Origin of the sequence: Rhodococcus tibetensis (genome assembly GCF_024438035.1) — a bacterium.
Lineage (GTDB): Bacteria > Actinomycetota > Actinomycetes > Mycobacteriales > Mycobacteriaceae > Rhodococcus_F > Rhodococcus_F tibetensis.
This window is the reverse complement of the sequence record NZ_JANFQF010000013.1, coordinates 16,199-40,109: the sequence shown is the minus strand read 5'-3', so window position 1 is coordinate 40,109 and position 23,911 is coordinate 16,199. Positions and strand designations below refer to the sequence as shown.

At 66.9% G+C, this 23,911-nt stretch carries 10 protein-coding genes; 2 read left to right on the top strand and 8 right to left on the bottom strand.

Going from position 1 to position 23,911, the window contains the following annotated elements:
- Positions 1 to 75 precede the first annotated feature (75 nt).
- Together NOF53_RS16495 and NOF53_RS16490 are read right to left on the bottom strand one after the other, a co-directional pair.
- Positions 76 to 1,266, bottom strand: a complete 1,191-nt coding sequence (locus tag NOF53_RS16495; RefSeq protein WP_445263534.1) for a lipase family protein — start codon at positions 1,264 to 1,266, stop codon at positions 76 to 78.
- 248 nt (positions 1,267 to 1,514) lie between these two features.
- Positions 1,515 to 3,023: an MFS transporter gene (locus NOF53_RS16490; RefSeq protein ID WP_255970621.1), complete on the bottom strand. Its 1,509-nt coding sequence runs from the start codon at positions 3,021 to 3,023 to the stop codon at positions 1,515 to 1,517.
- 94 nt (positions 3,024 to 3,117) lie between these two features.
- Here NOF53_RS16490 and NOF53_RS16485 point away from each other — a divergent pair, with 94 nt between their 5' ends.
- Positions 3,118 to 3,813, top strand: a complete 696-nt coding sequence (locus NOF53_RS16485; RefSeq protein WP_255970619.1) for a TetR/AcrR family transcriptional regulator — start codon at positions 3,118 to 3,120, stop codon at positions 3,811 to 3,813.
- A gap of 33 nt (positions 3,814 to 3,846) precedes the next feature.
- Here the strand turns inward: NOF53_RS16485 and NOF53_RS16480 are convergent, their stop codons facing one another.
- On the bottom strand, positions 3,847 to 4,101 hold the full coding sequence (locus NOF53_RS16480; protein ID WP_255970618.1) for a hypothetical protein: 255 nt from the start codon (positions 4,099 to 4,101) through the stop codon (positions 3,847 to 3,849).
- Between the two features lie 397 nt (positions 4,102 to 4,498).
- Between NOF53_RS16480 and NOF53_RS16475 the strand changes: the two genes are divergently transcribed.
- Positions 4,499 to 5,413 (top strand): AurF N-oxygenase family protein, encoded by a 915-nt coding sequence (locus tag NOF53_RS16475; RefSeq protein WP_255970617.1) that lies wholly within the window; start codon positions 4,499 to 4,501, stop codon positions 5,411 to 5,413.
- Positions 5,414 to 5,482: 69 nt separating this feature from the next.
- Here NOF53_RS16475 and fgd read toward each other — a convergent pair whose 3' ends face one another.
- The 5 genes from fgd to NOF53_RS16450 all read right to left on the bottom strand — a co-directional run bounded on the left by fgd (position 5,483) and on the right by NOF53_RS16450 (position 23,877).
- Positions 5,483 to 6,490 (bottom strand): glucose-6-phosphate dehydrogenase (coenzyme-F420), encoded by a 1,008-nt coding sequence (gene fgd / locus NOF53_RS16470; protein WP_255970616.1) that lies wholly within the window; start codon positions 6,488 to 6,490, stop codon positions 5,483 to 5,485.
- A gap of 55 nt (positions 6,491 to 6,545) precedes the next feature.
- On the bottom strand, positions 6,546 to 6,887 hold the full coding sequence (locus tag NOF53_RS16465) for a YidH family protein (RefSeq protein WP_255970615.1): 342 nt from the start codon (positions 6,885 to 6,887) through the stop codon (positions 6,546 to 6,548).
- Between the two features lie 139 nt (positions 6,888 to 7,026).
- Complete coding sequence (locus NOF53_RS16460) at positions 7,027 to 18,624, bottom strand: non-ribosomal peptide synthetase (RefSeq protein WP_255970614.1); 11,598 nt, start codon at positions 18,622 to 18,624, stop codon at positions 7,027 to 7,029.
- Complete coding sequence (locus NOF53_RS16455) at positions 18,611 to 19,450, bottom strand: 3-hydroxyacyl-CoA dehydrogenase family protein (protein ID WP_255970613.1); 840 nt, start codon at positions 19,448 to 19,450, stop codon at positions 18,611 to 18,613. Before NOF53_RS16455 ends, NOF53_RS16460 begins: the two co-directional genes overlap by 14 nt.
- Complete coding sequence (locus NOF53_RS16450) at positions 19,447 to 23,877, bottom strand: condensation domain-containing protein (RefSeq protein ID WP_255970611.1); 4,431 nt, start codon at positions 23,875 to 23,877, stop codon at positions 19,447 to 19,449. Before NOF53_RS16450 ends, NOF53_RS16455 begins: the two co-directional genes overlap by 4 nt.
- Positions 23,878 to 23,911 lie beyond the last annotated feature (34 nt).

The window sequence follows — 23,911 nt, the reverse complement described above, 5'->3', positions numbered from 1 at the left end:
ACCCACTCGTCCGCAGCCCGATCGGCTCTGTCCCTAACGCTTTCGCGGCTGCTCGGGTCGGGGCGACGGCCCACCTCAGCACCGCGTTGGCGCGGGCTCTCCCCGGAATCGCGCCGCGATGTACTCGTACGCATCCGGGAAACCAACCACTGCAGTGGTCATGTGCTCCGAGATGTCGTACGGCACGAACGTCAGCTTCGCTCCTGCTCCGCAGTATCGACGGGCCACGTCCGCCACCGAATCGAATGGGGTGAGCCCATCGAGCGTGCCGTGCCACATGTAGACCGGCGCCGTCGGCACACCCTCGAAATATCGGAGACTGTTCTCCCGTAACACCTCCCGCGCGTTCGAACTCGCCATCAGACTGGTCGACGCGGCCAGCTGTCCGGCGTTCCGGAAAGCGCCGTGGAACAGAAGAAATCGCCGGCACTCATTGCCCATCCATTCCCGCAACCACAGACCTGTCTCATTGAGCTGCGATGACACAGGCAGCCGATCCGGGTACTCACGCTCGAGGCCGATGGCCGCCGCGAAAGCGAGCCCGAATCCCGGATGCGGGTTGAAACCCAGCCCCTCGGCCATCTGTTCGAGGTCCGCTGGAATCCCGCCCTGCACCACTGCGGCGAGCTCGAGCTCCGGAGCATAGGTCGGTGCGAGCGCCGCCGCCCAGGCACTGGCCATTCCCCCTCCCGAGTAGCCCGCCAGCGCAACGGGACTATTCTCGAGACCCAATTCGGATACTCGCTGCACCGCGCGAATGCTGTCCAGCGTGATCATGCCGCCGAGCTTGGCCGCACCGTACGCACCGGTAGGGCCGAGGTGATCGGGCACCGAGACGGCCCACCCCCGCTGCAGGCCCAGATACATCCCCGGCGATTCCTGCATCTCCAAATTGAACAGCGCCCGCGACGGCGCGCACTTGGTTCCCAACGAGTTGACGATCGCCTGATACGACACCAACGGCGGATTCGCAACACCCCGGGGAAGGAGCACCGTCGTGACCGCCAGAATGGGATTCCCAGCCGAATTCGTCGAACGGAACGCGACTTGCCAGCCATCTGAGTTGGCGTACATCCACGTGTCGATCCGTCGAGTACGAACCACGTCGCCCGGTTGACTTGCCCCGAGATTCGCGGGAGCAAGGTAGAACGGGTCCGGGTCGGGCCATGGATAGAACGGTTCGGCGCTCGCCGGCACCGGAAGTGTAAACCCGAGAAACACGACGCCGAACACCGTCGCCATCAACGCCCTGAAGCCTCGCCACATCGATTCTGCCCCCTGCGCTGTATCGTCGGGACGCTGTGACTTTATACGAGCGGCGAGGCGCTCCGTTACGAAATGGATCCCAGCGAGATCATCGAACAGGCCTGTGTGGGCGAATGTAGGGCACTGGCGCGAATTGAAACACGTGCCTCATGGATGTTCCGTGCCAATCCGTCACAGTAATTGGTCACTCAGTAACTCGACGAATTTGGCCTGGGCCGACCCGGTCAGTAACCCATGGACCGACCCGGTCAGTGAGCGAGAACCGGTTCCGAATCCGGGTCCTGCTGCGGAATCTCGTTGCGGTACAAGGCTGCCGACACCAACGCACCGACGGCGAAGAATGCTGCGGCTACCCAGAACGCGGAGTGGTAACTGACCAACGCCGCCCCCTCGGCGAGTTGTCGCGCGACCGCGGCCGGATCCCCGGACGCCGCTGCTGCATGCTTGGCACCGAAGTTGTCTGCCGCGGTGGCCGCGACACTGCTGAGCAGGGCGATCCCGATCGAACCACCGACTTGCTGCGCGGTGTTCACCGTGGCCGAGGCGACTCCGGCGTCGTCGGCTCGGACTCCCGCCGTGGAGGAGGCCATCGCGCTCGAGAAGACGAAGCCGAGGCCGAGTCCCACCGCGAGAAGGCCCGGCAGGATGCCGGTGAGGTAGGCACTGTCGATGTCGATCGTGGTCAGGAATGCCATGCCCACTGCAGACAGGAGGAGACCGGACGTGACGAGTATACGAGGGCTGAATCGAGTGGCCAGCACCGCTCCGGAAAAGGAGGCACTCAGGGCGATCGACGCAACCATCGGCAGAAAGGCGATGCCGGTGCTGATCGGGCTGTATCCGAGCATCTGCTGGAGGTAGTAGGTGAGGAACAGGAAGATCCCGAACATGCCTACCGCCGAAATCAGCATCACCAGATATGAGGCTCCGCGCAACCGATCGGTCAGCACCCGCATCGGCAACAAGGGATGACGAACCTTGGTCTCAATCCATACGAACAGGGTGAGCAGAACGATCCCCGCCCCGAGGAACGTCAGCGTCATCACGTCGGACCAACCGTGACTCTCCGAGTTGGCGAATCCGTACACGAGGAAGAACAGTCCGGCCGTCACGGACACTGTGCCCCACCAATCCAGACTCTTCGTGTTGCTGCCCTTCTCGTGCGCGGGCAGGAACACGATTGCACCGACGAGCGCTACGAGCGCGAAGGCGACGTTGACGTACAGGCACCAATGCCATGAAAGGTATTCGGTGAGAACGCCGCCCATCAGCAGGCCGATCGCGCCACCTGCTCCCGAGATGGCTCCGAACACACCGAAGGCCCGGGTACGATCAGCCGACCCTGCGAACGTCACCGTCAACAGCGACAGCGCGGCCGGCGCCAACAGCGCGCCGAACACACCCTGCAAGGCGCGCGCGAGCACGAGTATCTCGAAGTTCGGACCCCACCCGCCCAGAGCGGACGCGGCCGCGAAACCGATCAGACCGCTGATGAACGAGTTCTTGCGGCCGCAGAGGTCGTTGATCCTGCCACCGAGCAAGAGCAGACTTCCGAAAGCCAATGAGTATGCCGTCACGACCCATTGACGCTGCCCGTCGCTGAATCCCAGCGACTGCTGCGCGTCGGGCAGCGCAATGTTCACGATCGTGGCATCGAGGACGACCATCAGTTGGGCGATGGCCAACACCCCGAGGATCAACCATCGCCGATCGATCCCCTGGCCCATCACTGCCGGTTGTTCGCGCACCACTGTCATCGCTGTTGCCCTCTCAGATAAACGGAATCTGTCATTCCGGTTAAGAGAATAACATAAACGGAACACCCGGTTCCGGATACGGTAGGCTCGCGACATGGCCCCACAGACAGACCGCACGCTCCGCAGCGACGCACGGGCAAACCTCGAACGCATCCTGCTTTCGGCGAGAGAGGTCTTCACGTCCCGGGGCCTCGAGGCGACACTGGCCGAGGTCGCAGAACACGCCGGCGTCGGGGTCGGGACCGTCTACCGCCGATTCGCGAGCAAGGATCAGCTGATCGAGCACCTGTTCGTCTCGCGACTCCAGGACGTCGTCGAGGTCTCGACGGCAGCAGAATCGATGCCCGACCCCTGGGAGGGACTCGTCTACTTCTTCACCGAGAGCACGCGAATGCTGGCGCAGGACCGCGGCCTCCGCGACCTGGTGGTGGCAGGCAGGGCATTGCCGCACAGCCTCGGCGATCCCGCAACCCAGGGAAAACTGGCCGGGGCGGTGGGCACGGCCCAGGGGGAAATCCACCGACGGACCGCAGCCCTCGTCGAACGCGCCAAGGAGGCCGGGGCACTACGCGACGACTTCGAGAGCACCGATCTACCGCTGCTCACCCAAGCTGTTCAGGCCGCCGCCGACTTCGCCAGCGCCGAATCACCCGAGCTGTGGAAGCGAGTGCTCGGTTTCGCGCTCGACGGTCTACGCGCAACCCGGCAGGGGCATGGCGCCTTGGGCGTACCCGCACTCACCGAAGACGAGCTGCACCGTGCGATGAACCGCCTGCACGGCGTCCACTGACACGTCAGATCGCGTCGGCATCAGCTGGCCGAGTCAGTCGCCGTCCGCTCGACGAGCTTCGGTGTCGACGTCGAGTTCGCTGTCGTCGACGAACACGAGACGCCCATCGTCGAGAGCGACCGCCCACCGGTGGACCGGCGCCCAATCGCGGCCGAGCGACTCGCCCGACACGGTCAGTTCCGCGAAATCCTCGATCACCACGCCCTGTGCTGTCGTATCCGCGTCACGCCGCACCCGGACGCGGGCGCCGACGACGACATCGGGTTCCACGGACTTCTGATCGGGCATGGCTCATCCAACTTTCTTCGACGAAGGGCCGCGGGGCGGCTGGGTTGTCTCCACACCCGCTGGGGTGAGCGGGTGTGGAGACGGCCGACGGCCCGAGTCGGGGGAAGGGCCGTCGGCCGATCCCGAACCCTGCGCGTTGCGGTTCGGGAGCTTGTTCGCTCGGGTCCGCGTTGTCCCTCGGATCAGCGCGGCCCGACTGCGGGCCCACACCACTAGAGACCATCAGCAAACATTCAGCAAGTTCCGTGGAACGCATGTGGCGATCATCACCCGCCACTTGAATGGTAGGACACAACAGCGAGTGCGTCTAGCATCTGTACACGCGACGCCTTGACGTAAAGCGTTCCGAGGGCCATATTACATGTTACGTCTCGTCACACTGATATGGAGGATGCTCATGCCCCGATCTACGCTCGAGCTTCGCAACCCGAGGATCACCGATCGCCAGGACACGGGTACACGGCTCCTCGACTCGTCCGCGAGGATGTCGTACGACCCCATGGTCGAGGTCGACTGGGATGCGCCGGTCCCTGACGACCTGTACGGCCTGACACCGGAATGGTCCACGCTGTTCGGAACCCCGCTGTGGAACGAAATGACGTTCGAGCAGCAGATCACCCTGACCAAGCACGAGGTGTCGTCGATCATGGGCACCGGCATCTGGTTCGAGATGATCCTGCAGCAGATGGTCATCCGGGACATGTACGCCAAGGACGCCTCGCAGGCGCACTTCCAGTTCGCGCTCACCGAGGTCGCCGACGAATGCCGGCATTCTGTGATGTTCGCTCGTACCGCCGAGAAGTTCGGTTGCCCGTCGTATGTTCCCCGCCGTGCAGTGGTCAACCTGGGTCGCGGCTTCAAGGCCCTCGCTTCGGGAGAAGTCGCCTACGCCGGCATTCTGGTCGCCGAAGAAATCCTCGATGTCATGCAGCGGGACTGGATGAAAGACACACGCGTCCAGCCGATCGTCCGGGTGACCAGCAAGATTCACGTGGTCGAAGAAGCCCGGCACATGCGCTTCGCCCGTGAGGAGACGCTGCGCCGCGCGGCCGGCACCAGCAAGGCCCGCCGGGCCGCGAGCCGCGGCGCCATCGCGATCGCGGCGAACCTGATCGTGTCGAGCATGATCAATCCCGCCGTCTATGCTGCCGCCGGACTCGACACCGACCGCGCTCTGCGCGAGGCGAAGAACAACACCTTCCGCGCCGCGAAAGTCCGCGAAAGCTCTCAGCCGCTGATGCGCTTCCTCGCTGACGCCGACCTCTTGGGCGGGCCGTCCAAGCGCCTGTACAAGCGGGTGAACATGCTCTGAGGCGCTCCGCGCCCGTGAGTGGTTGACGAGTCCCTGCACTCGCTAACCACTCACAGGCGGCGTAGCCGCCTATCCGCGCAGCCGGGGGGCGAGGTCGCGTTCGAACAGCTCCAGGAACCGCTTCTGATCGTGCCCGGGAGCATGGAACACCAGGTGATTGAGCCCCGCATCGAGATACGGCTGAATCTGGGCGACCGCCTCATCCGGATCCGACGCCACGATCCACCGTTTCGCGACCTGCTCGATCGGCAACGCATCCGCTGCCTTCTCCATCTCGATCGGATCATCGATCGAGTGCTTCTGCTCCGGCGTCAACGACAACGGCGCCCAGAACCGGGTGTTCTCCAGCGCCAGGTCCGGATCGGTGTCGTACGAAATCTTGATCTCGATCATCTTGTCGATCTCGGCGACATCCCGCTCCGCCTTCTCCGCACCCTCCGCGACCGCAGGGAGCAACTTCTCGGTGTACAGCTCCATGCCCTTGCCCGAGGTGCAGATGAACCCGTCCCCGGACCGCCCCGCATACCGGGCGACGACCGGACCGCCCGCCGCGATGTACACCGGGATCCCGCCCTCGGGCACGTCGTAAATCGACGCACCCTTCGTGCTGAAGTACTCGCCCTCGAAATCGACGCGGTCCCCGAGCCAGAGCTCGCGCATCAACCGCACCGACTCCCGCAGCCGCGCGAACCGCTCCTTGAACTCCGGCCACTGACCCGCGAAACCTGTCGCGATCTCGTTGAGCGCTTCACCGGTACCGACGCCGAGCATCACGCGACCCGGGTACAGACACCCCATCGTCGCGAACGCCTGCGCGATCACCGCCGGGTTGTACCGGAACGTCGGCGTCATCACCGACGTCCCCAACTGAAGCCGCTCCGTCCGCTCCCCCACCGCCGTCATCCACGCGATCGAGAACGGCGCATGACCACCCTCGTGCCGCCACGGCTGAAAATGATCCGACACCGTCGCCGAATCCATCCCGTGTGCCTCCGCGAGAACACCCAGCTCCACCAACTCACGCGGACCGAATTGCTCCGCAGATGCCTTGTATCCAAGCTTGAGCTCGTGGGCCACCGTGCACTCCTTCGTCTTCACGTCCGGTTCGCGACATGCAAACCTCTTCTGCAGGTTAGAGAACGGCGACCACGCTGGCGACCCCAGCTCCCAGTGCCACCACCGTCAGTGCCACGGCAAACAGCCTCAGTTCGTGGGGCGGGGGCATCGGCGCTCCCTCTCGGAGCGCCTTCTCCACCTGAGACCACCGTCGCAAACCCACGAGCGCCGCGGCCGCGGCCGAGCCGATGAGGATCAGCCCGAGCGTTGTCCGCACCCAGCTCGTACTGAATTCCGGTACGAGGTGCATCATCGCGAGACCACCTGCGAGCAGGGCAAGCGAACTCCGCATCCACGCCAGGAACGTCCGCTCACTGGCGAGTGTGAATCGCTCGTCGGGGCGGTCGTTGTCGGTCATCAATTCATCTTTACACCGGTTCTGCGGAACCGCGACAAGCAGGTGGCCCGGCGACCTCGATGGGAAGTGCAGGCCGGGAAGTGCCGGCCACAGCCAGGGCGTCATTCGACCGCTCGAAGCCGCCTACCTACCGCAGGAGCTACACCAGTCCTGGACCGTCATCGGGGCGTGAGCGCAGGGTTCGTTCCAGGATGGGCCCGATCACCGCGAACGCCTCCGGTGTGGTCATCCGCAGGTGATCGCACTCCACCTCGTTCTCGATGATCACGCCGGTCACCACGGGCTGCCACACGCTCGGCGACGGTCGTTCGCTCTCGTCGTCCGCGGCCTGCGCGGCGCCGAAGAACAGCAGGTCGCCGTCGAACACGCGAGGCCGGTGTCCGGTGGAGATCTGCTTCGAGTTCTCGAGGCCCGTGCTGATGCGGCTCAGGAGGGTCGACGCGAACGCGGGGTCGCGGCCGAACGATCGGCTGAGCATCTCGACCAACTGCTCTCGGTACGACGTGTCGGCGTCACCGCTGCCCTCGAAGTCGACACCCAGTCCGTGCAACCACTCCTCGGCGTCGACCTCGAGGTCACCGAGGTCGTCCCCCTCCGCCGGATAGCTGTCCATCATCGCGAGAGTTCCGACGTCCGCGCCGGACTCCCGCAATTCGACGGCGATCGCGTGCGCGATCACACCCCCGAGTGACCATCCCAGAAGGTGGTACGGACCTCGGGGCTGAACCGCCCGCATCTCGACGGCGTAGCGGTGCGCCAGGTGTTTCATCGACTCGAACGTCGCGCCTCCGCTCAGGATGGGCAGCTGCAGCCCGTACACCGGCCTGTCCGGCGCGAGGTACCGAATCAGTCCGGCGTATCCGAGTGCGAGTCCGCCTGCGGGGTGCACGCAGAACAGAGCGGGACGTGTTCCACCGGACCGCAGCGGGACGACGACGTTCAACACGTCGTCGGTCGCGCCGGCGCCGAGTGTCGACGGGTCGACGATGCGGCGCGCCAGCCCTTCGGGGGTGGGGTCGCGGAAGATCCATTGCAGTGCCACGTCCGTGCCGAGCCGGTCCCGCAGTGCGGACGCCACCCGCGTTGCGACCAGGGAGTTGCCGCCCAGGGCGAAGAAGTCGTCGTCGGCTCCGACGCGTTCCACCTCGAGCACATCGGCGAACACCTCCGCGACCGCTTCCTCGAGCGCAGTCGCGGGCGCCCGGAATGCCCTGGACGCGAGTACCGGCGCGGGAAGTGCCCGCCGGTCCAGCTTGCCCGTGCGGCCGACCGGCAGTTCGTCGAGCACCACCACCTGACCGGGCACCATGTAGGGCGCGAGATGAGATGCGGCATACCGAAGCACCTCGGCGGTGTCGATGCTCGCACCGGCTTCCGGCACAACGTATCCCACCAGGCGATCGACGGTGCCGTCGTGCCTGGCGACCGCTGCTCGCCCGACTCCGGCACAGCGGGCCAGTACCGACTCGATCTCGCCCAGCTCCACCCGCTGACCTCGGATCTTCACCTGGAAGTCGTTGCGGCCCACGTATTCCAGTCGGCCGACTTCGGTCCACCGCACGAGGTCACCGGTGCGGTACATCCGGCAGCCGGGAACGTCGAAGGGATGCGCCACGAACGACGCCGCCGTCATGCCCGGACGCCGATGGTAGCCGCGCGCCAGTCCCGGACCCGCCGCATACAGTTCGCCCACCACACCCACAGGAACCGGCTGCAACCAAGAATCCAGGACTACCACGTCGACGCCGCGACCCGGGCCGCCGACGGTCACCGGCTCGTCGGGCGACAGCGCCTCGCTGACCGTCGTCTGTATCGTCGCCTCGGTGGGGCCGTAGCCGTTGAAGACGAATCGACCTGCCGTCCAACGGTTCGCCAGTTCGGGTGCGAACCGTTCACCGGCCACTGCGAGAATCCGCAGGGCCGGAAGGTCCTCGGGGTTCACCGTCTCGAGAATCGTGGGGGTGAAGAACGCGTGCGTGACCCCTTCAGCCGCGAGGAGTTCGGCCAGCTCACGGCCCCCGAACACGGTGGGCGGCACGATCACCAGCGTCGCTCCGACAGTGAGCGCCATCAGCAATTCGAAGACGGACGCGTCGAAACTCGGCGACGCCAGGTGTGACACCCGGGCGCCGTGCATCGCTGCGAAGCGTTCCCGCTCCTCGACGACGAGGTTTGCCAGACCTGTGTGCGGAACTACGACGCCCTTCGGTGTGCCCGTCGAACCGGAGGTGTAGAGCAGGAAGGCGGCATGCTCGGTGCGCAACGGCCGCAGGCGGTCGTCGTCGGTCACTCGATCACTGGGATACGTGTTCTCGACGTCGGGGTCGTCGAGCAGCAACCACTCCACCGTGCCGGGCAGGCGCTCGCGGTGCGCCGATACGGTCAGCCCCAGCACTGCGCCGGAATCCTCGAGCATCGCCGCGCTGCGGGCGGTAGGCAGCGCGGGGTCGATCGGTACGTACGCCGCTCCCGACTTCGCGACCGCCCACACCGACAGCACCGATTCGATCGACCGCGGCACCCCGACGGCGACAAAGGAGTCCGGATCGGCACCCCGGTCGACGAGGGCCCTGGCCAGCCGGTTGGAGCGTTCGTCGAGTTCCCGGTACGAGACCGTGACGCCGTCGCAGGAGAGCGCAATGGCGTCGGCGTCCACGGCAGCGCCTGCGACGAGCACTTCCGCCAGCGTCCGTTCGGGAACCGCGAGTGCCCCCCGCATCGGTGCGAGTTCATCCCGTTCGAGGGCGTCCATTATGTCGAGGTTCCCCAACCGGACCGAGGGGTCGTCGACCGCGGCGTCGAGCATCCGGACGAAACGGTCGGCCAACCCCGCGACGGTGTCGGCATCGAAAAGGTCCGTGGCATAGGTGAATGCGGCCCTGATGCCTGAGGGTGAGCCGTCGTCGGCGTACTCCTCGGAGAGGGTCAGCTGAAAGTCGAATCGTGCAATGGTCGCACCGAGATCGATGCCCGTCACGTCGACGCCCGGCAGCGACAAGTCGGAGTGCTCCACGTTCTGGAACTCGAGGAGTACCTGGAAGAGCGGCGAATGCGCCGTCGAGCGAGGAGGATCGAGCGCTTCGACGACCTTCTCGAACGGCACCTCCGCGTGGGCGTAGGCGCCGAGGTCGACGTCTCGCACCTGCTCGAGCAGTTCGGTGAACGTGCTTTCGGAGCGGATGGCGGTGCGTAGCACCACCGTATTGACGAACATCCCGACCACGTCGTCCAGTGCGGCCTCGCCGCGCCCGGCGATCGGGGTTCCGACGGCGATGTCCTCGGAAGCGGACATTCGGGCCAGGAACGCGGCCAGGGCCGCGTGCGCGACCATGAACAGCGTCGACTGGTGCGCTGACCCCAGCGCCGTCATCCGACGATGCAGGTCGGCATCGATCTCGAATCCCACTCGGCTCCCGCCCGGTGTCCGTTGCATCGGACGCGGACGGTCGGCGGGCAGATCCAATGCGGCGGGGAGACCGGCCAGCGCCTTCCGCCAGTAGGCCAGCTGCCTCGACACCAGCGACTGCGGATCGTCTTCCGAACCGAGCAGTTGCCGCTGCCAGAGGGTGAAGTCGGCGTACTGGACCGCCAGGGGCTGCCACTCCGGGGCGTGCCCACGGGTCCGGGCGGTGTAGGCCGCCAGCACGTCACGTGCGAGCGGGACCATCGACGCTCCGTCCGCGACGATGTGGTGCACCACCACCAGGAGCACTCGCTCGGTGTGGGTGGTCTCGAACAAGGCCGCTCGCACAGGGACTTGTTCCGTGACGTCGAAGCCTTCCGACACCGACACCGACAGGCGCTCGCGTAACTCCGCCTCGCTGGCCACCCTGACCTCGAGCAGGTCCGGCGCCGCTCGAGGGAGGATCACCTGCACCGGTTCACCGTCGACCATCGGAAAGCGGGTGCGGAGCGATTCGTGCCGCTCCACCACGTCGGTCACCGCCGCACGCAACGCGTCGACATCGAGTGCGCCGGTGAGTCGGAACGCCATGGCGATGTTGTAGGCGGGCGAGGAGGTGTCGAATTGGTTGAGGAACCACATGCGAGTCTGAGCCAGCGACAACGGGACTCGGTCCGGACGTCGTCCGGCCTCCAACACCGGCCGCTCGGCGCGCACAGCGGCTTTCGCGGTACGCGCCGCGAACCCTGTCACGGTTGGTGCCGAAAAGAGGGCGTGCAGTCCGACGTCGACGTCGAGTGCCGCGTCGACCCGGGCGACCACGCGGGTGGCGGACAGTGAGTCGCCGCCCAAGCGGAAGAAGTCGTCGTCGGCGCCGACCTGTTCGATTCCGAGGACGTCGCCGAATACACCGGCCACGACGGCTTCGACAGGGGTGGCGGGAGCCCGGAAGCGACGCGCCGTGGCGCCGGGCTCCGGTAGTGCTGCGCGGTCGAGTTTCCCACTCACCGTCACCGGCAACTCCCCCAACACCACCACCACCGACGGCACCACATACCCCGGCACCACCACCTTCATCCACTCCACCACCACATCCGGATCCACCCGCACCCCCACCTCCGGCACCACATACCCCACCAACCGACCCTCCCGCACCACCGCCGCCGCCCGAACCACCCCCGGACACCGCGCCAACACCGCCTCCACCTCCCCCAACTCCACCCGCTGACCCCGCACCTTCACCTGCCCATCCACCCGCCCCACAAACTCCAACACCCCCACCGCAACCCACCGAACCACATCCCCCGTCCGATACACCCGCGACCCAGAACCCCCGAACGGATTCGCCACAAACGACGCCGCCGTCAACCCCACCCGCCCGTGATACCCCCGCGCAAGACCCACCCCCGCCACATACAACTCCCCCACCACCCCCACCGGCACCGGACGCAACCACCCGTCCAACACCACCACCTCCACCCCCACCCCCGGACCACCCACCGACACCACACCCCCCACCACCAACGGCGCACTCACCGTCGCCTGCACCGTCACCTCCGTCGGCCCATACGCATCGAAAAACTCCCGCCCCGGCGCCCACCGCGCCACCAACTCCGGCGCACACACCTCCCCCGCCACCACCAACACCCGCACCGACCGAAGCAACCCCCCACCCGATTCCCCCGACCCCAACGTCGCCAACACCGACGGCGTCACAAAACAATGCGACACCCCCTCCGCCTCCAACACCGCCGCCAAACCCGCACCCCCAAACACCTCCGGCGGCACCACCACCAACCGCGCCCCCACCGAAAACGCCATCAACCACTCGTACACCGACGCATCAAAACTCGGCGACGACACCTGCGACACCCGCGAACCCGACGGCACCCCGAACCGAACCCGCTCCTCCACAGCCAAATTCGCCAACCCCTCATGCGACACCACCACACCCTTCGGCCGACCCGTCGACCCCGACGTATACATCACATACGCCGCATGACCCGCCCGCAACGGCCGCACCCGCTCCCCATCCAACACCGGACCCGACGAAAAACCCTCCACCACAACCGAATCATCAACACACAACCACTCCACCACACCAGACAACACCCCACCCGACACCGACAACCCCACCACCGCACCCGAATCCACCAACATCTCCCGAACCCGAACCTCCGGCAACCCCGGATCCACCGGCAGAAAAGCCCCACCCGACTTCGCCACCGCCCACACCGCCACCACCAACTCCACCGACCGCCCCAACCCCACCGCCACCACCGACTCCGGCCCCACACCCCGACCGATCAACACCCTCGCCCACCGCGACGACCACTCGTCAAGCTCCCGATACAACACCTCCACACCCCCGAACGACACCGCCACCGCCCCCGGATCCACCGCCACACCCCCACCCAAAATCTCCGGCAACACCCGCACACCCACACCCACACCCCGCCCACCCCGCACCGGAACCAACACCCCACGCTCGACCCGACTCAGCAGGTCGAGTTGCGCCAGGCGCGTGTCCGGATCGGTTGCCATCGCCTCGAATACGCGGGTGACCCGTGCGGCGATCGTCTCGACCGTGGCCGCATCGATCAGGTCGGGGAGGTAGTGGAAGGTCATGCGCAGTTGGGTGTCCACCGAGAAGGCCACGCTCAGCGGGTAGTGCGTGGCGTCGACGCCACTGACGTCGACGATTCGCATACCGGCCAGGTCGGTGTCCGCGGTCAGCCCGCCTCGATCGATGGGGTACGACTCGAAGACGGTTGCGGTGTCGAATCCGAGATGGGGTCCGGCGGCGCGTTGGATGTCAGCGAGGCCCAGGTGGTGGTGGTCGAACAGCGCCGCCTGCTCCGTTTGCGTTCGTTCGAGCAGTTCGCCCAACGTCTCCCGGGCGTCCGTGGTGATACGGACAGGGACGGTGTTGGCGAACAATCCGATCATCGACGGGGCGCCGGCCAGGTGCGGCGACCGGCCGGATACCGTGCCTCCGAACGTGACATCGGACCGGGACGTGGCCCCGCTCAGCAGGAGTCCCCACGCCACCTGGGTCACCGTATTCAGTGTCACGTCGCGCTCGCGGGCCAGCGCCGCGAGTTCCGCGGTCAGGCTCTCGGCGAGTGGGAACTGCGCCTGGGCGGGCGGGGCCGACAAGGGCCGTCCCCGCGCCTCCGGAAGCAGCAGCGTCGGTCCGTCGATGCCGGCGAGAGCGGCCGCCCACACGCCCCGCGACTCCTCCGGATTTCGGTGGTGCAACCAGGTCAGGAAGTCCCGATAGGGCCGCGGTCTCGGCAGAGTTTCCTCCGCATCTGCCACGTACAGGGCAAGGAGATCCCGCATCGCGAGCGGCATCGACCATCCGTCGAGCAGGGTGTGGTGATTCGTCCAGACCAGCCGGCATTCGTCGGGTCCGGTGGACACGAGAAGAAATCGCATCAGCGGTGCCCGGGACATGTCGAATGCCGTGGTGCGGTCGGCAGTGAGGATCCGATCCAGTTCTGCGCCGCGTGCGTCCTCGGGGAGTTCCGTCAGATCGACTTCGTGGATCGGCACGTCGACGGTTACCGGGACCACCTGCACCAACGACCCGTCTGAGGCAGGCACGAACGCCACCCGCAGATTTGCGTGCCGGTCCAGCAGTGCCTGTGCCGCGTGGCGCATCCGCACCGGATCGACGACACCCTTCAGGTGCAGCGACACCTGAACGGTGTAGGCATCGATCGCGGGTTTCGCCATGAGGGCGTGGAAGAGCAGCCCGGCCTGCAGCGGTGCGGGCGGCCACACATCGGTGAGAGTCCCGAAGCGCCCCTTCCACGCATCGAGGTCGCCCTGAGTGACGGCGACGAGCGGAACATCGGACGGGGTGAGACCTCCCGCCTCTGGGCTGCGGGCATGAGTGATCAGCGCAGACAAGGCCTCGCGCCACCGACCTGCGAACCGCTCGACGTCCTCGCGCACCAACAGGGTGTCCGGGTAACCGACGCTCAACCGGAGTCGTCCGCCGACCACGATCGCGTTGACTTCGAGTGCGGCCGACGCGGGCATGTCGGGGTCCGGAACGTAGTGCAGGTCGCCGAATCCTTCAACGGGTGCCCACCCCACAGCACTACCGGCCGGCGCGTCCGGAACCTGGCCGAGATAGTTGAAACTGATCTGCCCGGGTTCAGTCTTCGGCAGCCGGTCCGCAGTGCCGGGGTTGAGGTAGCGGAGGAGGCCGTAACCGATGCCCATGTCGGGCACGGCCCGCAGTTGCTCCTTGACCACCTTGACTGTCTGGCCCATGGCCCGGCCGCCGGCGAACGCGTCGTCGAGGTCGATGCCGGCGAGGTCTAGGCGGACGGGGAAGATCGTCGTGAACCAGCCGACGGTGCGGGACAGGTCGGCGCCCGGCACCACGTACTGCTCCCGCCCGTGCCCTTCCAATCGGACCAGCATCGACGACGCCGAGATGCCCCGCTCGCGTCGCCACCTCGACAACGCCAACGCCAGGGCTGCCACGAGCAGGTCGTTGGCACCGCCGTGGTACAACTCCGGGAGGGTTGTCAACAGCACGGAGGTGTCTTCGGCCGACACCTCGATCCTCACGTCACGAATCGTCGTTGCCACGTCCACCGCGGGATTCAGGGGGCGGTCGGTGATCAGGGGGTCCGGCCCGTCGACGACGCTTCGCCACCACTGCAACTCGGCGACCCGCTCGCCGCGCTGCGCCTCCTCCGCCAGTGCGTACGCCCATCGGCGCATCGACGTTCCCGGCTCCGGCAGGATCGCCGCGTGCCCGGCCGATATCCGGGACCAGGCAGTGGCGAAGTCGGGCAGCAGAATTCGCCAGGACACCCCGTCGACGGCGAGGTGATGAGCCACCACGACCAATCGACCCGGAGCGGTGTGGTTACTCGTTCCGGATGACAGCGCCGCCGGTTCCGGATCGAGCCACACGAATTGGACGACGACGCCGTCGGAGGGGCGCAGTCTCTCGACTGCCGCCTGGTGCTCGGTCGTTACGAGTGCCACCACCGCGTCGGTCTCGACCGAGGAGTCGTAACCGACGCGACGGATCAGTGACGCCGCATCCACCTCGGTGCCCGGGCGCGTCTGCATTTGCCACTGTCCGTGCGCATCTCGGTGCAGGCGGGATCGCAGCATGTCGTGACGTGCGATCACCGCGGTGACGACCGCGACAAGTCCCTCTTCGTCGATCCCGGCGGGGAGCGTGAGCAGCAGGCTCTGACTGAACCGCTCGAAGTGACCGCCTCGCCCCAACAGGTACTGCACCACGGGGGTGGGTGGGAAGGTGCCGATTCCGCCGCCGGCGAGTTCGGGGAGGGAAACGGGTGTCTCGCTGTCCGCTATCTCCGATTGCGCTGCCAGCGCGGCCACGGTCCGGTGCTCGAACACTTGCTGCGGGGTGAACACCAGTCCGCGTGCCTTGGCCCGCGACACCAGCCGGATCGACAGAATGCTGTCGCCGCCCAGCGCGAAGAACGAGTCGTCGAATCCCACCCCGTCGATTCCGAGTACCTCGGCGAAAACCAATGCCAACGTCTCCTCGGCTGCGGTGCGCGCAGGCCTGTGGGGTTGGTGCGAAAGTTCCGGTTCCGGTAGTGCTGCGCGGTCGAGTTTCCCACTCACCGTCACCGGCAACTCCCCCAACACCACCACCACCGACGGCACCACATACCCCGGCACCACCACCTTCATCCACTCCACCACCACATCCGGATCCACCCGCACCCCCACCTCCGGCACCACATACCCCACCAACCGACCCTCCCGCACCACCGCCGCCGCCCGAACCACCCCCGGACACCGCGCCAACACCGCCTCCACCTCCCCCAACTCCACCCGCTGACCCCGCACCTTCACCTGCCCATCCACCCGCCCCACAAACTCCAACACCCCCACCGCAACCCACCGAACCACATCCCCCGTCCGATACACCCGCGACCCAGAACCCCCGAACGGATTCGCCACAAACGACGCCGCCGTCAACCCCACCCGCCCGTGATACCCCCGCGCAAGACCCACCCCCGCCACATACAACTCCCCCACCACCCCCACCGGCACCGGACGCAACCACCCGTCCAACACCACCACCTCCACCCCCACCCCCGGACCACCCACCGACACCACACCCCCCACCACCAACGGCGCACTCACCGTCGCCTGCACCGTCACCTCCGTCGGCCCATACGCATCGAAAAACTCCCGCCCCGGCGCCCACCGCGCCACCAACTCCGGCGCACACACCTCCCCCGCCACCACCAACACCCGCACCGACCGAAGCAACCCCCCACCCGATTCCCCCGACCCCAACGTCGCCAACACCGACGGCGTCACAAAACAATGCGACACCCCCTCCGCCTCCAACACCGCCGCCAAACCCGCACCCCCAAACACCTCCGGCGGCACCACCACCAACCGCGCCCCCACCGAAAACGCCATCAACCACTCGTACACCGACGCATCAAAACTCGGCGACGACACCTGCGACACCCGCGAACCCGACGTCACCCCGAACCGAACCCGCTCCTCCACAGCCAAATTCGCCAACCCCGCATGCGTCACCACCACACCCTTCGGCCGACCCGTCGACCCCGACGTATACATCACATACGCCGCATGACCCGCCCGCAACGGCCGCACCCGCTCCCCATCCAACACCGGACCCGACGAAAAACCCTCCACCACAACCGAATCATCAACACACAACCACTCCACCACACCAGACAACACCCCACCCGACACCGACAACCCCACCACCGCACCCGAATCCACCAACATCTCCCGAACCCGAACCTCCGGCAACCCCGGATCCACCGGCAGAAAAGCCCCACCCGACTTCGCCACCGCCCACACCGCCACCACCAACTCCACCGACCGCCCCAACCCCACCGCCACCACCGACTCCGGCCCCACACCCCGACCGATCAACACCCTCGCCCACCGCGACGACCACTCGTCAAGCTCCCGATACAACACCTCCACACCCCCGAACGACACCGCCACCGCCCCCGGATCCACCGCCACACCCCCACCCAAAATCTCCGGCAACACCCGCACACCCACACCCCGCCCACCCCGCACCGGAACCAACACCCCACGCTCGACCGAGTCGAGGACGTCCAGGCGTGCCACCGGCACTTCCGGCGCCTGCATCGCGGCCGTGAGGATGCGGTCGAAATGCTGCGGATCGGCCAGATCGTGTACATCGACGGACCACGTGCCGTCCCGGTCCTCGACCGCGAAGAACGCCGCCATACCGGGTGCGTCCCACCGCTTCACGAGGGTGACGGCGCAGTTCCCGATCCGCTCGACACCGAATGGTTCCCGCACTTCACACGCCACCGAGTACCAGTCCTGCCCGAGCATCGCAGCGTCGGTCGCGGCGAGGAAGCGCCGTCGGCGAGATCGTCGCAGTTGCAGGCCCACCTGCCTTGTCACCGCGTCGAAGGTGTGGTGCGCGGCGAGGGCGATCCTGACCGGCATCGTCGTCCCGTGCGCCCGGTAGCCGAGCAGCACGTCGTCGACTCCTGTGCTGCTGTGCCAGTAGAGGGCTAGCGCTGCGATCAGGACAGCTGCCGTGCCGCCACCGCTTCGGCGTGCGAGTCGCGACGCGGCGCCGTCCGTGGACATCGTGATGCGGCGATGATCCTCACCGGAAGAGGCCTGATCGGACAACATCTTCGCACGCGGCACACCGGCGAGCAGTTGCTCCCAGTATCGGCGGTCTTCGGGCCACGCAGCACTTTCCCGGTAGCGGGCGTCGGACGCGAGCAGTGTCGACGGGGACACGAACGGCCACGTCTCGACGGGGGGCAGGCTCTTCCCGGTGCCCGCGGATTCGTAGGCGTCGGCGGTGCGGCGGACGATCGCCGCCATGCCCGGCTCGTCGTTGACCAGACGGTGATAGCGCTGGAACCAGCCGTAGCGTCCGTGTGGCATCCGGAAGAGGACGTGAACGTACAGCGGGCCGGTGGCGATGTTCAGGTTCCGTTCCAGCTCGCGAGCGATCCACGTCGCTACCAGCGAGTCGGCGTCGTCGGAGGTGGTTGCATCGATCACCTCGGGCTCGGACACGTGGCCGGTTCCGGTGTTCTGGCGAAGTTCGGGGCCACCGAAGGTGGCGTGCAGGCAGCCGCATTCGGTCAGGGTCTGCCGCAGTGCGGTGCAGAATGTGTCTTCGACCAGCGAGCCTTCGAGTTCGAGATACAACGCGAAAGTAGGGTCGCTCTGCACACTCTCGAGCACTGCGAGCTGGTCGTAGGTAAGAGGCAGTTCAGCACCGGTAGTCGGTCGCTGATCGGTAGTCGGTCGCTCATCGGTAGTCATGGAAGCCTCGCCCGGTTTTACGCCCCAGGTGGCCGGCGTCGACCAGCGCAGTGAGCGAGGCGGGCGGGCGGTAGTGGTCGTCGCCGGTCAGCGTCTGGAGAGTGGTCATCGTGTCCTGCACGTTGTCGAGGCCGATGAGGTCCGCGGTGCGCAGCGGTCCCATCGGATGGCCGAGGCAGCCCTCGAACAGTGCGTCGACGGTTTCGGGGTCGGCGATACCGGCGTCGACGGAAGCCGCCGCCTCGGCGATACACAACATGAGTACGCGATTCAGCACGAATCCGGGCCCGTCGCCCACGATGATGCCGGTCTTGTTCAACGAGGCGAGAAGTTCCCGCACCTCGTCCAGGGTGTGCTGTGACGTCCGAGGCCCGGCCACTACTTCCACGGTGTCCTTCAGCGGCGCCGGGTTCATGAAGTGCAGGCCGACAACCCGTTCCGGCCTCGAGGTACTCGCCGCGATGAGGTCGACCGGGATGCCCGAGGTGCACGACGCGAGGACGGCGTCGGCGCAGCAGCGGTCCAATTCGGCGAAAATTTTCTCCTTGAGGTCGATCCGTTCGGGGACACACTCGACGACGACGGATACATCTTGCAGTTCGGACATCAGATCGGTCCATCGCACGCGCGCGAGCACCTCGGTGGGTTTCGGGCCTGCGCTGCGGCCGAGCAGTATCGCCAGACGCACCGAGTCTGCTATTCGCTTGCGCGCGAGTTCGGCAGCGTGGGAATCGGTTTCGACGACGATCACATCGTGTCCGGCTTGCGCGCAGCATTCGGCCACCCCGGCGCCCATAGTGCCTGCCCCTACCACACCGATAGTCATTGCGCCGCCTCCGAGGAAAGACCGGTGTCGTCTCGCTGCATGTACTCCATCGCCACCTCCTGGGCTGGTAGGTCGGGATGCGTCACCAGTCCCCGGACCAGCCGGCCGAGGTCGTCGAGCATCGCGGTTGCCGTGCTCCGGTCGAACAGTTCGGTGGCGTACGCGAGCTCGAGGGTGAGATTCGAGCCCTGCCTGCGGGACCACGACAGCGCCAGTTCGGCGGACGAGACTTCGGGACGGTCGTCGCTCGGAGCATGTTCTCCGTCGCAGCGGACCGGAAAGTGCGCTGTTGCAGGATCCTGCATGTTGCTCTCCGAGAACAGCTCACGGCGAACCATCGACACCAGTTCGAGGAACGAGGGTTCACCGGACATGTCGACACCGAGGAGTCGCGGCGGACTCCCTGCGGCCGGGACTGCGCCGACTACCACCACGTCCTGGGCGGTGTACCACGCGAGGAGCGTGAGCCAGGCGGCGAGAAGCTCGGGGAAATCAGGGGCGTCCTCGGCAATCGCGGTCACCCGAGCCACCGAGTAGCGCAGCGGTTCCGCGCCGCTCGACGTCGGCCGCGGCCGGTCGGCCGGGACCACCGGAGGTGCCTCGGACAAGCCATGGGACAGAAACTCGGCGGGCGAGTCGGCGAGGAAGAGAGAGATCGGTTGTGCCGCGGGAGAATCGACGATACCCGCCAGAATGGCGACGTACTCCGCACACAGCGCAGCGGCGCTCTGCTCGGTGAAGAGTTCCGTGCTGAACTCCAGCCCGGCGGCCATGTCGTCCTCGCCGCCCCGCTCGGTGGTGACGAGGGTGAGGTCGAACTTGGCTGTGCCGGATGGTACCCCGCCGAACGCGATGGCCGAAGGATCCTCCTGGTCGAACAGCGTCTCGGTGAGTCCCTGCTGCGACTGCAATGCAGGCAGCTCCTGGTGAACATGGCAGACGTCGAACAATGGGGTGCGGCTCACGTCGCGGTCTCCGGCCAGTGCCGTGACGACACGGTCGAACGGAATCTCCTGGTGTTCGAGGGCACCCAGCACGACGTCCCGCACACGCCCGAACAGTTCCGTGAGGCTCGGTTCACCGGAAAGGTCGGCGCGCAGTGCCACGGTGCTGTTGAAGTATCCGATCATGCCGGCGAGTTCCGGACGGTTGCGCCCCGTCGTCGGCGTCCCGACGACGATGTCCCGCTGGCGACTACGGCTGGCCATGAGGAGGAAGAACGCGGAGAGGAGCACCACGAACAATGACACCGACTCACGCCGCGCCACGGTTCGCAGGCGCGCCGTCTGTTCGGCCGAGATGGTGAACGTGTGAAACGCGCCGGTGAAGTTCTTTCGCTCCGGCCGCGGAAAGTCGGTGGGGAGCCGCAGCAGCGGGGCATCGTCCAGTACGTGTCGCCAGTAGTCGAGTTCCGGCTCGAGCGCGGCACTCGCAATCAGTTCCCGCTGCCACAACGCGTAGTCCCAGTACTGGATGGACAGTGGCGGGAGATCCGCGGGGCGTCCGGTCCGACGTGCCGCGTACAGGGCGGGCAGTTCGTGCTCGAAGATTCGGGGCGAGCCACCGTCGTTGACGGAGTGGTGGGTGGTCACGTGCAGGACATGTTCGTCCGGGCCGATCCGGACGAGGAGAGCACGCACCAGCGGGTCGGTGGCCAGGTCGAACGGTGCGATCGCCGCTTCGTGGACGAGTGCTCGCGCCGCGGCGACGGGGTCCGGCTCGTTCGACACGTCGGCGGTCCGGAAGAAGTCGCCCAGCGATTCGCGAATTCGCAGTTGCGGTTCCCCGTCGACGTCGACGTAGTTGGACAGCAGTACCCGGTGCCGTGCGGCGAGGTCGTCCCACATTCCGCGAACGGCCGATTCGTCGATCGGTCCGTGCAAGTCGCTCACCATCGGCAGGTTGTAGATCGTCGTGGCGGCGTCGAGTTGGTGGTGGAACCACATGCGTACCTGGCCGAAGGACATTACGTGCCGTCCGCGCGGTGTGATCGGGGGCAGCCCGCCGGGCGCGGAAGTGCCGGCTGCGAGCAGTTCCGCGAAGTCCGCGACCTTGGGCCGCTCGTAGAGGTCGATCAACTTGGGCCTGACCCCGTACTGCTCGGCCACCTTGTCGACGAGTTGCATCGCGATGAGCGAGTTGCCACCGAGTTCGAAGTAGTCGTCGTCGGCGGCAACCGCGGTCTCGCTGTGCAACAGTCCGCGAAGTGTCGTCTGCAACCAGTCCAGACTGTCCGCCGGGGCAGCGAGTGTCGATTTCCGCTCCGGTTCCGGGGGTGACGCTTCGGGAACCTCGCTCCAGTCCGGCTGGCCGGGTAGGTCGTACCAACACCGGGAGCCGCGCATCGGATGCCCGGGCAACCGCACCCGCCGAGCGGTCTCGTCGGCCGCGCCGAGAGCCGCCCAATCGAGATCGACTCCGCGCTCGTACAGCCTCGCGAGCAGGTGCGTGACGGCCTCGGAGGTGTCCGGTGCGCGGAGAATCTCGGCGTCCGCTCGGTCACCGAGGGCGTCGGCGAGCAACCGGCCGAGGCGCCCGTGCGGGCTCGGCTCCACGAACACGACGGGTCCGTCGGCGAGCATGTCTTTCGCGACGGCGACGAACCGGCCCGTGTCTATCGCAGGGTTGGCGGCGGCCGCCGTGATGTCGGCCGCGGTGACCTCGGACGACGTACCGAGCAGGTACCTCGCGGCGTAGCGCGACACCCCACCGCTGAGGACGGCGTCCACGGGTACTCCTGCTTCCCGCAGTTCCCGATGGGCGGCGATCTGGCCGGCGAGAAGGTCCGCCTCGTCACCGGTGGCTGGTAGTTCCGGAGGAAGAGTGCGGCCTCGGAGTCCGGCCGGCATCCGGTCCGGCGACAGCAGCAACGCCACGGACGGTGCTCGGCGGGCGGGCGCGGCATCGTCGTTCCGACCGTGGATCTCGGCGGCCCGCGCCGCGAATGCCTCTGCCAGTTCTCCGATAGTCCGCGCCTGCACCGACACCCGGTGCTCGTGATGCGGGCGTCCACGGTTGAGGGTGAAGACGACGTCGTCGAGGTCGTGCCCGCGTACGGCCGCCGCCAGATCGGCACAGAGTGCGGCCAGTGCTCCTGCGGTTCTCGCCGACACACCCACGAGCCGGACAGAGTGTTCGGCGCGAGACACCGAGTGCTGCCGCGGCGGCTGCTCCACCACGCAATGCGCGTTGATACCCCCCAAACTGAACGAGCTGACACCGGCCCGCCGAGGCCCGTTCTCGTCGCTCCACGTCCGAGCCTCGGTCACCACCTCTATCCCGCTGCCGGTGAGGTCGAATCCGGCGGTGGGCCGGTCGAAATGCAGCGAGGGGTACAGCTCACCGTGCTCGACGGCGAGAATCGCCTTCACCAGGCCCGACACTCCCGCGGCGTGGTCGAGATGGCCGATGTTGGTCTTCACCGAACCGATCGGCAGAACGCCCGGCCTGCCCTCGAACGCCGTGGCAATTCCTTCCAGTTCCACGGCATCACCGAGTGGCGTCCCCGAACCGTGCGCTTCGAGGTACCCGGCATCACTCGGCGCCAGTCCCGCCGAGCGCCACGCCCGCTCGATGACGGCCACTTGCGCCCGAGCGCTCGGTGAGCTGATGGTGGCCGACGAGTGACCACTCGACACCGTTGCCGTGCCGCGGATCACGGCGTGCACCGGCACGCGGTCGGCGCGGGCACGCCCCATCGTGGTGAGGAGAAGCGCCGCGCCGCCCTCACCCACCGCAGTACCGTCCGCGCTCGCATCGAATGCCCGGCAACGTCCGCCGGGCGACATCAGTTCAGCCGAGCCCTCGGCCAGATCGGCACGAATGCCGTTCACCCGCAAGCTCACACCGCCCGCGAGAACGAAATCGGCGTCGCCGGACCGCAGTTCCCGGCAGGCGTGGTGCACCGCGATCAGCGAACCGTTGCATCCCGAGTCGACGGCGTAGCAGGGGCCGGTGAGCCCGAGGTGGTACGCGATGCGGGCCGGTACCGCGAATGGAACGTTGCCCAGGGTGCTCAGCACCCCTGGTTCCGCCCACATCGCCGGATACGTGGATGTCGCGGCACTGAAGATCACTGCTGTGGCACTGTTCCGGAAGTCGGTCGCCGAGTAGCCGGCATCTTCGAGCGCTTGATACGCCAGGACCAGCGCCAGCCGTTGCTGCGGGTCGATCAGTGACGCCTCTCGCTTCGACATCGTGAAATAGGAGTAGTCGAACGTGGCGATGTCCTCGACGAACCCCATCGGCTGGTAGTTCGACGGCTGACCGAGTCCGGTCGCCTCGGCGCGCGACCACGACAGCGGGCGTACCGAATCCCGGCCCGCTGCGAGGTTCGCGCGGAACTCCGCCAGGTCGGCGGCCTCGGGGTAGCGCGCGGCGATCCCCACCACGACGACGGCGTCGTCGCTCGGTTGTCGCTGGGTCACTGCTGCCTCCCGGGTTTGGTCAGAAGTCGGTGTG

Bases quoted from the DNA above. Each gene is read 5' to 3' on its own strand.
- NOF53_RS16495 (WP_445263534.1), bottom strand. From the start codon at position 1,266: ATGTGGCGAGGCTTCAGGGCGTTGATGGCGACGGTGTTCGGCGTCGTG.
- NOF53_RS16490 (WP_255970621.1), bottom strand. From the start codon at position 3,023: ATGACAGTGGTGCGCGAACAACCGGCAGTGATGGGCCAGGGGATCGAT.
- NOF53_RS16485 (WP_255970619.1), top strand. From the start codon at position 3,118: ATGGCCCCACAGACAGACCGCACGCTCCGCAGCGACGCACGGGCAAAC.
- NOF53_RS16480 (WP_255970618.1), bottom strand. From the start codon at position 4,101: ATGCCCGATCAGAAGTCCGTGGAACCCGATGTCGTCGTCGGCGCCCGC.
- NOF53_RS16475 (WP_255970617.1), top strand. From the start codon at position 4,499: ATGCCCCGATCTACGCTCGAGCTTCGCAACCCGAGGATCACCGATCGC.
- NOF53_RS16465 (WP_255970615.1), bottom strand. From the start codon at position 6,887: ATGACCGACAACGACCGCCCCGACGAGCGATTCACACTCGCCAGTGAG.
- NOF53_RS16460 (WP_255970614.1), bottom strand. From the start codon at position 18,624: ATGACTACCGATGAGCGACCGACTACCGATCAGCGACCGACTACCGGT.
- NOF53_RS16455 (WP_255970613.1), bottom strand. From the start codon at position 19,450: ATGACTATCGGTGTGGTAGGGGCAGGCACTATGGGCGCCGGGGTGGCC.